9 protein-coding genes and 1 pseudogene are annotated in these 16082 nt (G+C 67.7%); 4 read left to right on the forward strand and 6 right to left on the reverse strand.

Annotation, left to right across the window (positions count from 1 at the left end; all coding sequences use genetic code 11):
- Positions 1-161: 161 nt before the first annotated feature.
- The 3 genes from OG990_RS17120 to OG990_RS17130 form a co-directional block, all read right to left on the reverse strand.
- A complete protein-coding gene (locus tag OG990_RS17120) occupies positions 162-6359 on the reverse strand; it encodes a S8 family serine peptidase (protein ID WP_406081471.1) in 6198 nt (2065 codons plus the stop codon).
- A gap of 13 nt (positions 6360-6372) precedes the next feature.
- Positions 6373-6525 (reverse strand): hypothetical protein, encoded by a 153-nt coding sequence (locus OG990_RS17125; protein ID WP_355611568.1) that lies wholly within the window; start codon positions 6523-6525, stop codon positions 6373-6375.
- Positions 6526-6605: 80 nt separating this feature from the next.
- Positions 6606-9560, reverse strand: a complete 2955-nt coding sequence (locus OG990_RS17130; RefSeq protein WP_406081472.1) for an ATP-binding protein — start codon at positions 9558-9560, stop codon at positions 6606-6608.
- 162 nt (positions 9561-9722) lie between these two features.
- Between OG990_RS17130 and OG990_RS17135 the strand changes: the two are divergent.
- Positions 9723-10268 (forward strand): annotated as a pseudogene (locus tag OG990_RS17135) (IS5 family transposase); the annotation flags it as partial.
- A gap of 291 nt (positions 10269-10559) precedes the next feature.
- Here OG990_RS17135 and OG990_RS17140 read toward each other — a convergent pair.
- Entirely contained in the window at positions 10560-11015 is a 456-nt protein-coding gene (locus OG990_RS17140) for a nitroreductase/quinone reductase family protein (protein WP_406081473.1), read from the reverse strand.
- A gap of 317 nt (positions 11016-11332) precedes the next feature.
- Here OG990_RS17140 and OG990_RS17145 point away from each other — a divergent pair, with 317 nt between their 5' ends.
- Together OG990_RS17145 and OG990_RS17150 are read left to right on the forward strand one after the other, a co-directional pair.
- Positions 11333-12091 (forward strand): SDR family NAD(P)-dependent oxidoreductase, encoded by a 759-nt coding sequence (locus OG990_RS17145; protein WP_406081474.1) that lies wholly within the window; start codon positions 11333-11335, stop codon positions 12089-12091.
- Positions 12092-12287: 196 nt separating this feature from the next.
- Positions 12288-13187 (forward strand): AraC family transcriptional regulator N-terminal domain-containing protein, encoded by a 900-nt coding sequence (locus OG990_RS17150; RefSeq protein ID WP_406081475.1) that lies wholly within the window; start codon positions 12288-12290, stop codon positions 13185-13187.
- A 115-nt stretch (positions 13188-13302) separates the two neighbouring features.
- Here the strand turns inward: OG990_RS17150 and OG990_RS17155 are convergent, their stop codons facing one another.
- Positions 13303-14589 carry an IS256 family transposase gene (locus OG990_RS17155; protein WP_406078358.1) on the reverse strand — a complete coding sequence of 429 codons (1287 nt, stop codon included), beginning with the start codon at positions 14587-14589 and terminating at the stop codon, positions 13303-13305.
- A 54-nt stretch (positions 14590-14643) separates the two neighbouring features.
- The gene (locus tag OG990_RS17160; protein ID WP_406081476.1) at positions 14644-15048 is read right to left on the reverse strand and encodes a hypothetical protein; all 405 of its coding nucleotides are present in this window, start codon (positions 15046-15048) and stop codon (positions 14644-14646) included.
- A gap of 493 nt (positions 15049-15541) precedes the next feature.
- Here OG990_RS17160 and OG990_RS17165 point away from each other — a divergent pair, with 493 nt between their 5' ends.
- Complete coding sequence (locus tag OG990_RS17165) at positions 15542-15895, forward strand: hypothetical protein (protein WP_406081478.1); 354 nt, start codon at positions 15542-15544, stop codon at positions 15893-15895.
- The last annotated feature ends 187 nt before the right edge of the window (positions 15896-16082 follow it).

The following is a 16082-nucleotide window of genomic DNA, read 5'->3' on the forward strand; positions in this document are numbered from 1 at the left end:
CTTCGTCGTCTGACGCGTCGCCACTGACGAGGAACTCGGATTCTTGCCACCACGTGCGCGAGTACGGTCCGAAGCCGCACACTCGGTAGTCGTGGGCAGAGCCTCCCCGGTGATCCTTTCCGAGGAGGCTCTGCCCACTGCTGGCGGATAGGTTGGCTATCTCATAGGCGCGGGTCCTGCTGGACCTTCAGGGCGTTGAGGATCGGGTCGCTCTCGCCGATCTCGCGGCGAAGCTCGACCTTCAGATCGCCACCGGCGTGCTCGACGGTGACCGTGTTCACGTCCGCGGTCAGCGCACCCACCTTCGCCTGCACGTCGTGGTCGTAGAGCACGACCTTGCCGTCGACCAGAACATCGAAGGCACGCTTGCCGGCCTTGACCTTCTCGATCTCCGCGAAGTCGAGGCCGATCCGGTACGTCCCGGCGGGGGCGTTCTTGAACACGTAGCTGAACGTCTCGCCGGTCCGCTGGGTGCGGAACAGCGCGTCGTCCTCGGTGCCGGCGATGTCGGCCTTGGTGGCACGCGCCTTGCCGCCGACGTAGCCCCACGGCCGCGAGCCGAGCTGCTGGTCGGGCGCCCAGACGAAGCCGTCGGCACCGACGTACCCGGACCCGCCGGCGTCGACGCCCTCCCAGTAGGCCGAGGTCGCCAGGCGGACCGGCTTGAACTGGGCTTCGCCCTTGCCGGCGTTCGACGCCACGAGCACGTCCCCGACGAGCACGCCGGGCTCGACGTCGGCGTTGTCGGCCGTCGCCGTGACCGTGGTGGACTCGCCGGCCGCCAGCTTGACCGTGCCGGCCGCGGCCGCGCCCGTGAGGGTCAGCCACGGAAGGTCGGCGGCCTCGTGCCCGTCGTCGCTGGTGCGCTTCTGCTCACTGAGCCGCACCTCGAGTGGGGCGGAGCCGGTGTTGGTCACGGTCACGTCGGCCGTCGCCTTCTGGTCCTTGTCGAGGAGCCAGTCGAAGTCACCTCCGGTGACGGTGGCGACGCCCGTGGTCAACGCCGTGTCGACCACCTCGGCCTGATCCTTCTTGGCGATGGTCACGGGGTGACTGGCGGTGACATAGTTCGGCGCCGACACCTCCACGGTGTTCTCGCCGACCAGCGCCTGGGCCTTCCACCGGCCCTTCTCGTCGGCGGTGATGACCCGCTCACCGCTCGGCCCCTTGAGCGTGACGATCGCGCCCGCGATCGGCTTGCGGTCGTTCGCGTCGGTGACCGTTCCCTCGATCGTGCCCGCAGCCGGGAGGGTGTACTCCAGCCCCAGGCCGGCCTTGAGGATGGGCTGGTTGAAGGAGTACTGGCTCGCGGGGTTGCGGTTCAGGCTCTCCACACCGACCGTCGTCGACGACCCTCGGGTGAGGGGGTTGTCGCCGCCGACGCCGTCGCCGTATCCGATCTGGATCCGTCCGTCGGCGATCAGGGTGACCGAGAAGCTCACGCGAGCCGTCCGGTCGCTGTAGAAGGTGACGTTGCGCCATTCGATGACCTGCGCCGCCAGCCCGTCCACCTCGGTCGTGCCGAAATAGATGCCCGCCTCGTCGTCGACGATGAGGTCGTCCCAGAGCGGATAGATCGCGTCGATCGGGTACGGCGACGGCAGTGCGGTGTTGTTCCCCAGCGTGCTGGCGCGGTCGAAGGTCAGCGTGCCGTTCGTCGTCACGCACACCCCGTCCCAGGCCGTGTCGTAGAACGGTTGCAGGAAGCTGGAGTCGAACCACAGCACGCCGCAGAGGTCATCGCCGTGCCACCCGGACTCCTCCGTGCCCTGGCGGTAGAGCCCGTCGGTCACCTTCATCGAGTACGAGCGACCGGCGGGGGCCACCGGCACGGGGCCCGGCTCCGGCTGCTCGGGCTGGGGCTCCGGCTCCGCCTTGTCTGCGCGCGGGTCGAGCGTCACACGCAGCGCGGCAATGGTCGGGGCCTTTAGGCCCTTCGAGCCCCGCAGCTCCACGGTCAGCGGACCGCCCTCGTGCTTCACGACGGCGGTGCGCCAGTCGGCGGCGTTCGGCCCCACGGCCGCGGCCGCGTCGTACGCGTACTCCGTCAGCGATCCGTCCACGAGGACGTCGAACACCCGCTTCCCCTTGGCCACCTTCTCGATCTCGGCGAACCCGAAGTCGATCGCGTAGGTGCCCTTGGGCGCGTCGGGAAAGCGGTAGAACAACTGCTTGTCCGGCGTGGTGCGCTGCGACTGGAACAGGGCGTCGTCCGTCGTGCCGTCGATCCCGGCCTTCGTGGAGGCGACCTTCGTCTTCCCCTCGTAGCCCCACGCCGCCTTGCCGCCGGCCTGGTCGCCGGACCAGGTGTAGCCGGAGCCGTCGGTGAACGATGGGCCGCCGGCGTTGACGCCGACCTGGTACTTCGTGGTCGTGAGCGTCACCGGGATGTAGGTCTTGGACTGGCGTCCGGAGTCGGACCTCACCACGATGTTCGCGCCGAGGACTCCTGGCTTGGCGTCCTTCGAGGAGATCGAGACCTTGACGGTCGTCGACTGACCCGGGGCAAGGGTGCCGCCGGTCGAGGAGAGCGACAGCCACGGCAGGTCGGTGAGCAGGTCGTCCTCGACGTCGACCAGCACGACGTCATCGGCGAGCTGGTCGGCCGCCCACAGCGCCCCGGTCGAGTCGGTCTCGAGGCCGCCGCCCTGGCCCACCTTCTGGCCGGGGAACCACCACGCGTTCACCAGCGAGCAGTCGTCGGGGTCGACCTGCAGCAGGCGGGTGGGCCTGTTCGAGGTGAGGTCGGTGTACCAGATGGTGTCGGACGCCTGGTTGTAGGCCAGGCCCATCACCTCGGGCAGCGGCGGGGCGCAGAAGGACAGCAGCGCACCCGCGTTGTCGTGCGACGTCCCGGCGACGGTTCCGATCATGCCGTTCCTTCGACCGCCGACGTAGAACACGTCCTCCGTCGGGTTGTAGGCGAGTCCGGTCAGCTGCAGCGTGGACCAGTCACCCTTGATCTGCCGGGTCTCCTTCCCGGTCTCCCGGTCGAAGCAGTGGATGTAGCTGGCCGGGCTGTCCTCCATCTGGCACATGTCGCCGGTCTTGGTGTCGAGCGCCATGTCGAACGCCCGGTACGCGGGGTTCCACGACGCGTCGAAGACCTTCCCGGTCGGCTTGCCCGTCACCGTGTAGGCGGTGTTGGTCCGCGCGTTGTAGTCGTGGACCCAAACGTCGCCGTCGTACCCGATGCCGGAGGGCTCCTTGTTTTCAATCTTGCCCGGGATGGCGATCCGGGTGATGACCTCACCGCCGGAGGTCGCGCCGACCTTGCCAGCCGCCTGTGCTTCCGCGGCGCTCGCCGTCGCCGCCTTGCCGTCGACGTTCGACGGCTTCATGCCGCTCGCACCGGCCTTCCACGCGGTGAGGTCGATCGTGCTGTCCGCACCCTTCCCGGTGCGCCCGGTGCGCCCGGTGGCGCCGGCGGCGTCAAGGTCGGGGTGGCGCGCGGCCTCGCCCAGGTTGTACGTGAGTGGGGCGGAACCGTTGTTGGTCAGCGTCAGCGAGCCGACACCGTTCTGGTCGGTGCCCAACAGCGCGTCGAGGCCGTCAGCCTTCAGGCCGGCGACACCCGTGGTCAGACGCGCGTCGATCTTGGCGTTCGCGTAGAGCTTGTCGAGGGAGAAGGGGTATGCCGCGGTCGTGTAGTTCGGCGCGTCGACCGTCATGGTGTAGTCGCCGACCGGAAGCTGGCGATGCACGATGCCCGTCCCGTTGGTCGTGACGCTCTCGACGAGCCCATTCTTGTTCGTGAAGGAGACCTTGGCCCCGGCCACCGGCAGCCCGTCGTTCTGGTCGACGACGGTCGCGTCGAGGTACCCGAAGTCAGGCATGTCGTAGGTGACGATCATCTCGTCGCGCAGCACCGGGGCGCTGTCGGAGAACCGGATGCCGTCGACGCCGGCCCAGCCCTGTATGCCGGTGGTGGCGTGCGCGCCGGCGGTCACCGGGTCGTTGGTTCCGATGCCGTCGCCGTACCCGAAGATCACCGTGCCGGAGCGGGTGAGCGTGGCCGAATAGCTGACCGGCTCCGTGTACTCCGACCGGTCCGGATAGGCCCAGAGTTTGGCGTTGCGGAACTCGACGACGAACGCGTCCTCGCCGTTGACCTTGGTGGCTGCCGTGAAGACTCCCCCGCCGGGGGCGAACTCGACCGGGGTCTGGACGTAGAACGGGAAGATGCCCGCACCGCCGCTGCCGGGTCCGGTGGAGGTGTCCGGGGAGATCACGCCGCGCAGGCTGATGCCAAGGGTGTCGTGGCTGCCGTTGTAGAGCGCGATCGGGAAGGGCAGCTTCACCGTCGCCCACACGCCGCTGGTGAACGTGACCGGGTCGGTGCCGCGCAGGTACTCGCCGTCGGAGACGGCGCAGCTGTAGCCGCCCTTGTCGACGACGAGCCCGACTGGGATCTCGCGCGACTCGTTCTGCGCGCCGACGGTCAGCGGGACCGTCGTGGGCGAGAAGCAGGCGTTGGGCTTGATGCCCAGCGTGTACCCGCCCTCGGGGACAGCGGCGATCGTGAACGCGCCGTTGGCATCCGTGCGTACCGGCTTCAGCGGCGTGTCCTTGACGGAGACGTCGGCGTTCGGGACGGGCTGTTTCTTGTCGTCGACAACCCTGCCGCTGATGTCGTGCCTAGCGGCGGCCGTGAGCGGCAGCTTGACGGAGGTGTCCTGGCCGAGGGAGATCGTGACGTTGGCGGTCGCGGTCAGGTAGCCGAAGACCTTGGTGCTGAGCTGGTAGTCGCCGACCGGGAGGTTCGTCGTGAACCGGCCGTCCTTGTCGGTTCCGATCGACCGGCTGAACGGCCCGCTGATCGTCACCTCGGCAGCGGGGACCGGGGCGCCGTTGGCGGTGACGACACCGGTGAGGGTGCCACCCTGCCGGGGCGCGAGCTCGAGCAGGCGGACGAGGTCGAGCCGGCCTTCGCCGTACTTGTTGTTGACGTCGGCGGTGCCGCCGCACTCGGTGTCGTCGACGTCGACGGCCGACTCGGCGAGCAGGCGGCGGGTCTCCTCCACCTGCCCGATGAGGGTCGGGTCGTAGCTCCACAGCGCCGCGACGGCGCCAGCCACGTGGGGGGCCGCCATCGAGGTGCCGGACATCTCGGTGTAGCTGTTGTTCGGGTAGGACGAACGGACAGCGACGCCCGGAGCGGAGATCTCGGGCTTGATCCGGCCACCTTCACCCTCGCCCTTGCGGGAGAACGACGCGAGCGTGCCGTCCGATGAGTAGGCGCCGACGGAGTAGGCACTCTCGGCGGAGCCGGGCGAGGAGACGGTGTCGCAGGCCGCGTACGGCGTGGTGTTGCCCGATGACCAGACGCTGAAGACGCCTGCGGCGCTCCAGGCCTCGTCGATGGCCTGGAAGAAGTCGTTGAAGCTGTGCTCGTCGGTTTGGCCCCACGAGTTGTTGATGACGTGCGGGCGCTTGGACGGGTCAGGGTTGTTCCCATGCACGTCGGTCGGGGCGAGCAGCCACCAGCCGGACTGGAGCAGCGTTTCGACGCCGGTGCTGTCGCAGCAGCCGTTTGTCGCGATCCACTGCGCGTCCGGCGCGACGCCGACGTGGTTGGTGCCGTCGTCGCCGACCATGGTGCCCATGGTGTGCGTGCCGTGTCCGTTGTCGTCGCACGGTGCGCCGGTGCACGTGCCCCGGGTGGCCATCCAGTTGTAGTTGTGGTCGACGGTGCCGTCGGGCTTCGTGCCGCGGTACTGGTGCATCAGGGCGGGGTGGTCGAATTGGACGCCCGAGTCGAGGTTGGACACGGTGATGCCCGCACCGGTGGCGCCCATGGCCCACGCCTGGGGGCCGTGGATGGCGTCCAGACCCCACGAGACGGTGCCATCCTCGGCGGCGGCCTTCGGGGCGGCGGGGCGGGCAGCCTGGTCAGCTGGGATCTTCTTGTCCACGGGCTCGACCAGCGCGACCTGCGGCGTCGCGTGGATCTCGGCGACCTGCACCCTCGAGGCCACGTTGAGGGCGAGCTTTTCGGTGCCCCCCTTGACGAACACGGTGTTGGCGATCGGGTAGGAGGTGTATTTGACGCCTGCCCGGTCGAGTTCGGTGGAGACAGATGCCAGGGAGTTCTTCGCCGCTGCGGTCAGCGCGTCGTAGACGAACTGACCACGAGCGGTCCAGTCGGTGATCTTCTTCGCCGGCCCGAGGTCGGCTTTGGTGTCAAACGTGATCCAGAAGTCGGACGCCGGCTCCGTGCGGAAGCGGTCCTTCAGGTTCGACGCGATCTTGTTGGCGGCAGCGCCAGGATCCGGCTCAGCGGCGGACGCCGGCGATGGCTGGATCATGCTCAGGCTGACCACTGCGGCCAGCGAAGCCGCGAGGGCTTTGAGTCTCATATGAGTCCTTGGCCTACAGGGGTTGATAGGGGTCGTGGTTCTTGTGGTCATCGGCACCGTCGGCACCGTCGGCGTCGGGGGCGCTGACGCGCGGCTCCCGGGGCAGCTCGGGTGGTGGCGGGTGCTCGATGGCGGCGTCGTCACGCGCGACTGGTCGCTCAGGCATACATTGCCCTACGGCTATGAATCATGGAGTCATGCTCGAGGGGACGAGTGGCCGTCGCTATCCAGCGGATACGTCAATTTTCACGACGGGTCGTCGAGGGAGTCCTCTTCTGCGAACACTCCGGCCTCTACCGCCTTGACCGCGAGCGCGGTCCGGGAGGTTACCTTCAACTTGCGCATCGCCGCACGCAGCTGTTGATCCACCGTGGCCGGCGACTTGGCCAGGATCCGGCCGATCTCCCGGTTCGTCTTGCCGGCGACAACCAGTTGGACCACGTCGAGCTCGCGCGGTGAGAGCTGGTCGCCGTACCCTCGTCGGCCGCCGCGCCACAGTCGCGGAACCTCGGCGCCGTGTTCGCGAAGCCGCTGTGCGACACGGTCTGCGTCGCCGCGGGCTCCGAGCCTGAACAGTTGCTCGTACTGTGCGGCCAGCAGCTCTCGACCTTGTTCGATCTGGCCTTGCGCTATGAGCGCCTCGGATTGACGCTCGCGGGCGAGCATGGCGTCGTAGGGGCGCGGCAACGCGCTCCAGGCGCGCGCCGCCCGGTCGTATGCCGTCGCCGCGCGGGCGTGGTCTCCGGCTGCGGCGACCAGCAGGGCACGGCATACGGTGAGGGCGGCGCGAGGCGCAGGCGCCGTACGGCCACGCAGTCCTCTGGCGAACTGGTCGCCCAGGCGTGTCGCGGCCTTCAGGTCGCCCGCGGCGAGGTGCGCCTCGATCCGGGCGGGGACGAGGTCCGTCGCCCAGACCCAGATGCCTTTTCTCCGGACGGTGTCCATCGGCTCGTTCGTGATCTGCAGCGCCCGGCCGCTGTTTCCGTCCGTCAGCCACAGTCTGGCCAGCGCAGCGGCGGCCTCCATCGTGTCGTCGGCTGCGCCGAGACGGGCAGACTCCTCGAGGACCAGCCGGAACTGCTCCTCCGCAGCGCGCCGCCGTCCGGCTGCGGCTGCCAGCCGGGCCGCGAGGCGAATGCTGCCGAGGTAGTGCGCCGGCCGGTCTCGGTCGGCATCGGCGAGTGCCGCGCTTCGCTCCGCGAGACCCTCCCACCGGCCGGTGAGCCACGCCAGGTTGGCCTGTTCGAGTCGGACGTTGTGTTGCAACCGGGACGCCTGCTCGGCCTCGGCAAGGCGCATGGCCACGGCGAGGTGTTCTTCCGCGTCGGCGTACCGACCCCAGATCAATGCGCCGGTCCCGACATTTGCGTGGATGCGGGCCACGTCGAGACGCTCCGCCGAGGTCGCGCCGTCGATGGGCAGGCCGGCGACGACGTCCCAGGCCTCCTCTTCGCCGAGCATGAGCAACGCCGCGGCTCGGTTGCCGGCCAGGTTCAGCCGCTCTGCGGGAGAATCGAATTCAGCGGTGAGCTCAGCGGCGCGATCCAGCCAACGCCGATGGGTCGACGCCGGCCACGGCCCCGCATAGGCCCATCCCAGATAGGTCATTGCCCGAGCCGCCTCGACCGGCTCATGGTCGAGGTTGGCCACCGCTTGCTCGAGCTCGCTGAGTGCGGCCTGCGCCTCACCCCCGGTGATCAGGAGCCGACCCAGGGGGTTGCGGATCTCGGCCTGCTGGCGCGCGGAGAGACCGGGGGTCTCCAACACCGAACGCAAGGTACGGATCACGCGGTGATAGACCTCGTCGACCTGTTCACGACGGCCCAGTGCGGCAACTCCAGCGATGCGCGCGACTCGTGCCCGATCCGTCGGCGGCAACACAGCCCACGACAACAGATCGACCAGCAAGTCGACCGCCTTGGTGTGGTCACCCGAGGCCATCGCCAGCTCGGCACCCTGCTCGGCGTACCGCGCCCAGGACTGCGTCTCGCCCGCCTCACGGAAGTGGTGGGCAAGGCGTGCGACAGGCGGCGGATGGATGTCCTCCAAGGCCCGGCCGGCCAGCAGGTGGAAGTGTCTGCGGTCGGTCAACGGGATCGCTTCGTAGACAGCCGTGGCGGCGAGCACATGCCGGAATCGCCACTGGCCGCGGTCGTCTCCGTCCAGGACGCCAGCGTTGGCCGCCTCCGCGATAGCGCCTCGACACGCCACTGGTGACAGACCAGCGGTCACCGCGATCGTGGCCACCGATGACCGCTCAGCCAACGTAGCCGCGGCTCGCAACACCTGCTGCGCCGTCGCCGACAGACGGCCCACCCGCTCCCGCGTGGAGTCGCGCACCGTTGGCGGCACCTGTAGCTCGCGCAGCTTCAGCCGGACCCACTGTCCGTCGCGGAAGACGAGGTCGGCGCGGTCGCACATGAGGCGAACCGACTCCTCCAGCGCCAGAGGAACGCCACCGGTCCGCTCGTGCATGAACGTCGTGAACTCCTGCGATATAGGGTTGCCGTCCAGCATCGAGGACACCAGCGCTGCCGTGTCGTTGGGTCGCATCGGCGCCAGGGCGATCCTCAGCTGGGTCACGCCAGCAGGCAACCGGGACGTCAGCCGCAGCAACAGCGATCCGACGTCCACCTCCTCCGGCCGATAGGAGATCACGAGGCTCGGCCCGTGCGATTGCTGTCGGGAGGCGACGAACAGCAGGAACTCCAAGGTCACCTCGTCGGCCCAGTGAGCGTCCTCGAGCACGAGAACGTCGACACGCAGAGCCCGCAGCAGCTCGTCCAGGGCGCGGAACAGGCGATGCCGTGCCGCCTTCGCATCGTCCAAGGGCTGCAATGCGGGCGGCAGGTCCGAGGACCATTCAGGGAACAGGGGCCGTAACGCACCCGCAAGCTCGGTGAGCCGCAATCGCGACACCGGGCGGTCGATCCCACGGAACGCGTCGACGATCGGCCCCAACGTCAGCGACTCGCGAAGCGGTGGGCACACCGAGACCAAGGCAGTGCGCTGGTCCGGCGCGGCCAACCACTCTCGCAGCAGTCGGCTCTTCCCGATCCCCGCCTCGCCCTCTACCAGCACGATCGCCGGTGGCCGGGCCAAGGCGACCCGAAGCGCCGCCATCTCCCGATCACGACCCACGAAATGCGGCGTAGAAACGGTCGGTGAAGTCCGTTCGTCCTCGTGCGAGGGGTCGAGCATGCGTGATGATCTCGCTTTTCGATGCTCGGGCGCAACGTGTCTGGTTCTGAAAGTTCCGGAATCGTCGGACCCAACGGCGGTCCACCATGTAGTCCGCAGTAGACATATCGCGTGGCCGAGCCACCCGCCTACCCCTCCGACCTGTCCGACGCCCGCTGAGCCCTGATCGCACCATGGCTGACCGCCTGGCGCCAGGCCCGCACCGACGCCGGGATCGGCGGACGTACCGCCACCCACGACCTGCGGGAGATCTTCAACGCGATCCTCTACGTCAACCGCACCGGCATCGCCTGGCGCTACCTGGCCCACGACTTCCCGCCATGGCAGACCGTCTACGGCTACTTCACCGCCTGGACCAGCGACGACCTCTTCACCCAACTCAACTACGACCTCACCGACCTGGCACGCGCCAAGGCCGGACGCGCCACCCAGCCGTCGGCCTGCGTCATCGGCACGTAGAGCGTGAAGACCTCCACCAACGCATCACTGGCCAGCCAGGGCATCGACGCCGGCAAGAAGATCGTCGGACGCAAACGCGGCATCGTCACCGACACTCTCGGCCTGCTGCTCGCGGTCATCGTCACCGCCGCCAGCGCCAGCGACAACACCATCGGCATCAACCTCATCGACCAGGCCAAAGCCATCCACCCCGCCCTGACCAAGACCTGGGTCGACGCCGGCTTCAAGAACAGGGTGATCGAACACGGGTGCCATGAGCGGACGTCACCCGTCCACTAATCGCGACGGGCCGAGCCGCCCGAGGTCGCCGACGTCACCGGTCGACGCCGCACACCGGGCTGTGGTCACCTCCAGGCCGTGGAAGCAAGCTAACGGGAGGTTCCCCCGCGCGGAATCACGCCGAGACCCAGGCCGCGCAGAGACTTCACCCATCTCTGGTGCGTGCCGGTCCAGCCGCAGGGAGCGGACATCGGACGACGCGGCCGGGGCCGTGGCCATGCTCGAGCAGACTGCGGTTCCATGTCGCCCGGGGCGGTCAGCTCAGCGACGGCGCAGCCGTTCGTCGTCGAAAACGATCTCGATCAGCGGGCTGTGCTTGAGCCAGTCCTCCAGGCGCTGGCGCTGGGTGACGCGCATGCGCAAACCGGGCTCGTCCTGCAGAGCGACTACCGCAGACAGTACGCGATGGCGCACCGCGGGATCCTTGACCGGCACTGCCGTGGCCGGCAGGTCCGCCCGAACGCCGTTCTTGAGGTGGAAGGTGAAATGCGGGTGCGCCGACAGGTTGGCGTGCCAGCTTCGCGGCACCGGCATCCCGCTGAGGTACCAGCGACCGCCGACATGGTGGAACCAGATCTCGATGCGCCTTGGGCGACCAGTGCGCCGGCCCAGGGTGGTGATGTCGATGGTGCGTGCCTCGCGCGGCGAGCCCGGACCGATGGCCAGAGCGCGCCTGACCGCGCCCACGTCGTAGCTTCTGTCCGCGGTGTCGGTCATGGTCGGCTGCCTCACTCGTGCCTGACGGAAATGGCTTTTGGGGCAAGTCAACCGTCACGCCGGGAGGGCTGCTAGGGACATCCTGGCGGATCCTTGCACGATCCTGCCCACGCGCAGGCACAGCACGGCGACGAGCCGGGCAGTCACGCAAGGCCAACGCTCCGCTGCACGGCTGACATGGCCCTGCCCCGTCCATCCAAGAGGATTGGGCAAGAGGCGAAGAGGATCATTCTTTTCGCGGGCCCGGCGCAGCGGTCTCCTGGAAGGGACACACTCCCCACGGATTCCGACGAATCCTCAGGCCCAGGAGGCACACCATGAAGGTAGCCGTCGTCACCGGTGCAAGCTCCGGCATCGGCGAGAGCGCCGCCCTGCAGATCGCCCGGCGCGGTACCGGCGTCATCCTGACCTACAGCTCCAACGAACAGGGCGCCAAGGACACCGTCGCGCGGATCGAGCAGCGGGGCGGCACTGCCGTGGCGCTGCACCTGGATCTCGGCGATACGGCGGGATTCACCATCTTCCGGGAGACCGTTGCCGAGGTGCTGCGCGAGACCTTCCAGCGGGACTCCTTCGACCACCTGGTCAACAATGCCGGATTCGCCGGCATGGCGATGATCGAGGACACCCGCGAGGAGCAATTCGACCGGCTCACGGACGGCCTGTTCAAGGGGCCCTTCTTCCTCACCCAGGCCCTGCTGCCGCTCCTCGCCGACGGCGGCGCCATCGTCAACCTGACCAGCAACTCCACGCTGCCCCAGGTGACCGCGCCGGGATACTCCGTCTACGCGGCTCTCAAGGGCGCCGTGGCGGTGCTCACCCGCTACATGGCCAAGGAGTTCGGTCCCCGCGGCATTCGCGTGAACTCGGTCGCACCGGGAGCCACCGTTACCCGCTTCGCCGACGACGCGTTCAGCAAGAACCCGCAGATCATCCCGGAACTGGCGAAGACCTTCACTCTCGGCCGCGTCGGCGAGCCCGACGACATCGGCATGGTCATCGCCATGTTGGTCTCCGAGGAAGGCCGGTGGATCACCGCCCAGGACACCGAAGTCTCCGGAGGTCAGAACCTCTGAACCACTCCTGCTGTGAGCTGTGAGCCACGCCAAGCCCCTTCCGTCCGCACACGCCGCCCACGGCTCACTCCGCGACGGGCCAAGACAGCCGCCCACAGGCCGCCCTGCCTGGTGGGGGCACCTGCGGGATCATGAATGTGTGCCCAATCCTGCCCGGCCAGCGACCCCGTGTGGAGGTTCGTGCAAAAATGAATTCATGTCTGCCCTGGACGAAATGCGTGAGCTTCTTAACCGGCATGCGCGGCCCGACATGAGCACGGCGATCGATGGCATTCAGGTATGTAAATTCACCCATCCGAATGCTTCGGCAGCCGGGATGTCCGGGACCGTGCTCGCAGTCATCGCCCAGGGCGGCAAACGCCTCGCCCTGGGCGAGCGCCTCTACGAGTATGGGCCCGGCGAGTACCTGATCGCCTCCGCCGACCTCCCCGTCACCGGCCATGTCCTGGACACCGGGCAGCCCACCCTCGGCTTCGGCATGACTCTCGCTCCCTCAGCCCTTGCTGAACTCCTCCTGGAAGCCGACCCCCGAGACCTGCCGGCCACCCCACGCACCGCATCACCCGGCATTGCCGTCTCCACGGCCTCACCTTCACTGCTGGACGCCATCGTGCGCCTGCTGCGGCTGCTGGAGCAGCCTGCAGACCGCAAGATCCTCGCTCCCATGGTTAAGCGGGAAATCCTCTGGCATCTCCTGCGCGGCGAGCAGGGAGTCTCCATCCGCCAACTCGGTCTCGCCGACAGCGGACTGGCCCACATCAACCGCGCCGTGCGTCAGATCCGGGAGAACTACGCCACCGCCTTCCGCGTGGAGGACCTGGCGGAAATCGCCGGCATGAGCGTTTCCGCGTTCCACCGCAACTTTCAGACCGTCACAGGGATGAGCCCCATCCAGTTCCAAAAACGCATCCGCCTGCAAGAAGCCCGGCTCCTGCTCGCCAGCCGCCCCACAGACATCACCGGTGTGGGCCTCAGCGTCGGCTACGACAGCCCTTCCCAGTTCAGCCGTGAATACCGCCGCATGTTCGGCACACCGCCCAGCAAGGACACCCAACTCCGCACTCCGCCAGCAGAACTCGTCACTGCGCTGCCCTGAGCTTGACCCTGTCGGGGATCTTGGTGTTTCCCGGTGCGGCAGCATGACGGACTAAGGCCTCCGTTTGGCCCTTACGCTGGGGCTGTCTCGCTAACGGTGTTTCCGGCGATCTTGGTTAGTAGGTTTCAGCGGCTGGGAAGCGGTCGCTGAAGGTGATGGCGAAGGCGTTCAACGCGGGTTTCCAGCGCATCGTCCATCGGGTTCTTCCTGCTCCGGTGGGGTCCAGGGACCGGGTCACCAGGTACAGACACTTCAACGCGGCCAGCTCGTTCGGGAAATGCCCACGGGCTTTGACCGCTCGGCGGTAGCGGGCGTTGAGGGACTCGATCGCGTTGGTCGAGCAGATGACCGTGCGGATTTCGAGGTCGTAGTCGAGGAACGGGATGAACTCGGCCCAGGCGTTGTCCCACAACCGGATCACCGCGGGATACCGCCCGCCCCACTTGTCGGCCAGGTCGTCGAACGCGGCCCGGGCCGCGGTGGCGTTGACCGCGGTGTAGATCGGCTTGATGTCCCGCTTCAACTCGTCCCAGTACCTGCGTGAGGTCAGCCGGAACGTGTTGCGGATCAGATGGATGATGCAGGTCTGCACCACCGTGCGGGGCCACACGTTCGTGACGACCTCCGGCAGGCCTTTCAGGCCGTCGCAGACGAGGAAGAACACGTCCTTCACGCCCCGGTTGCGCAGGTCGGTCAACACGCTCATCCAGAACTTCGCACCCTCACCACCCGTGCCGGCCCACAGCCCGAGGATGTCCTTCTCCCCGTCGAGGGTGACCCCGATCGCGGCGTAGAACGGCCGGTTCGCGACCTGCCCATCGCGGACCTTGACCACGATGGCGTCGATGAACACGGCCGCGTAGATCTCATCCAGGGGCCGGTGCGACCAGTCGGTCATCTCCTCGATCACCTTGTCAGTGATCCGGGAGATGGTCTCCTTGCTGACCGAGGCGCCATAGATCTCGGCGAAGTGCGCGCTGATCTCCCCAGTCGTCAAACCTTTGGCATACAACGACAACACCACCTCGTCGACCCCCGACAGGCGGCGCTGCCGCTTACGGACAATCTGGGGCTCGAACGTGCCAGCCCGATCCCGCGGCACATCGATTGGCACCGGCCCCGATGCGTCGGTCAGCACCGTCTTCGGCCTGGTGCCGTTGCGGATGTTGCCCGCGCCGACGCCGGCCGGATCATGTTTCTCGTAGCCGAGGTGCTCGGTCATCTCCTCGTTCAACGCGGTCTCCAGGACCGTCTTGGTCAACTGCTTCAGCAGCCCATCCGGGCCGGTCAGCGACAGGCCCTGCTCCTTCGCGGCCCGCACCAACTCGGCCGCGGCTTTCGCCTCCGCCGACGGCTCGGGCCGCTTCTTACGTCCAGTCTGGTCGTTCAGTGTCGCGGTCATCACGGCACCCTCCTCACCAGGCACAACGCCCGGCAGGTCAGGCCGGAAACACCTTTAGATCCACAGACCCCTTACGCTTGGCGGACCGGCGGGTTCCGGTGAACTGCGGACCGCCTCGTCGATGTCGTGCTCGGTGATGAGTGCGGGAAACCAGCTGACGTCCTCAGGGGTGCCGTCCTGAGTGCCGTGGTTGTTGTTGGCCATGTCAGCGGCCCGTTGTGCATCGTTGAGGGTGGTCAGCAGCGCAGCATCCCCCGGCCGGATGCCGAGCTTGTCGAGTGTCTGGGTATCCAGCCGGTAGCAGAGCCAGCTGTGGAAGCGGCCGGCGTCAAAGCCGAGTACCTCGAATCCGAGAATCGTGCCGGGTGGAGCGGCCGCAGGTTGCGCGAGGTTCATCCGGATTGGATGCGGAAGGTCGCCGATCCACATCTCGATCATGGTCGCCAGCTCGGTGGCCACCGGTTGCCGCCACGCTCATGCTCAGCACGTGAGCGGTGCGGGAGTCCGAAGGCGCGTGCCTGACGGCATTAGCTGCCTGTCGGAAGGATCGGTGCCACGGCTCGAACAGAGGCTGTTGCCACGGCTCGATGTCCCGGTCCGTCGGGAGAAAATCGGCGAGGCAGTCGCTGACAGTGGGGACGACGCGCGGTAGGTCGGCGGTCCAGTCCTGTCCGGCTGGTATCCAGCGGAAGCCAGCCGCGAACCCGGCGAGCGTGTAGCTCTCGGTACGCGTCACCTGCTCATGATCGACGAAGCCGAGGTCCGACGCAGAGGATTATTCGCTGGTGTGCCGTTCCCGATTGGATTCCAGGAGCTGGCGGGCAGTGGTGGCGTAGCGGATCGCGTCTTGGCGTCGAGGCCGAAGACCGCAGCCAGGTGCACCGGGTCACCGCCGTGGGCGAGGGCTTCTTCGAGTTGTCGGTCTCCGCACAGACGCTCCAGGGTGGGCGGTGTGGCTGCGGAGCGCGTTCTTGGTCCAGAAGGTGCTCACCGGGCCGACCTCCGTCGCGGTCTGCTGGTTGATCAGGAGGTATGGATTCGCGGTGCCTGGCCAGCGGCGGTTCCGGTGATCCAGCCATTGGCGCAGGAGTTGGTGGGTGAGGTCGTCCAGTGGCCGGACCCAGCCGGCGACGACGATGCGCCGGTTGCCGAGGTCGACGTCATCAAGGCGCAACGCGCGGATCTGACTGGTGCGCGCTGCGTGCATGGCGGCCAAGGCGAGCACGAGCCGGCCGCAGGGGTGGTCGCGGCGGCGACGGCCTGGTCGACGTTCGCTTCACGGTTGTGGCCAGGGCGGCATCGATGAAGCAGACAAGTGACCAGGTCCACTCACCTCCATGGGATCGACGACGGATCATGTGCTACGGTAGCCGAGTTGCAGTTTTGATTTCCGTAGACGTTTTCCAGCGCCTGATGGGGCATCTGAAACCCATCCAGGCGCTTTTCGTTTTTCGTGTCGTTTCGACGCGGGTGATCAACGCGGCGGCGTAAGG

This window comes from Micromonospora sp. NBC_00858 (assembly GCF_045207365.1).
Taxonomy (GTDB): Bacteria; Actinomycetota; Actinomycetes; order Mycobacteriales; family Micromonosporaceae; genus Micromonospora.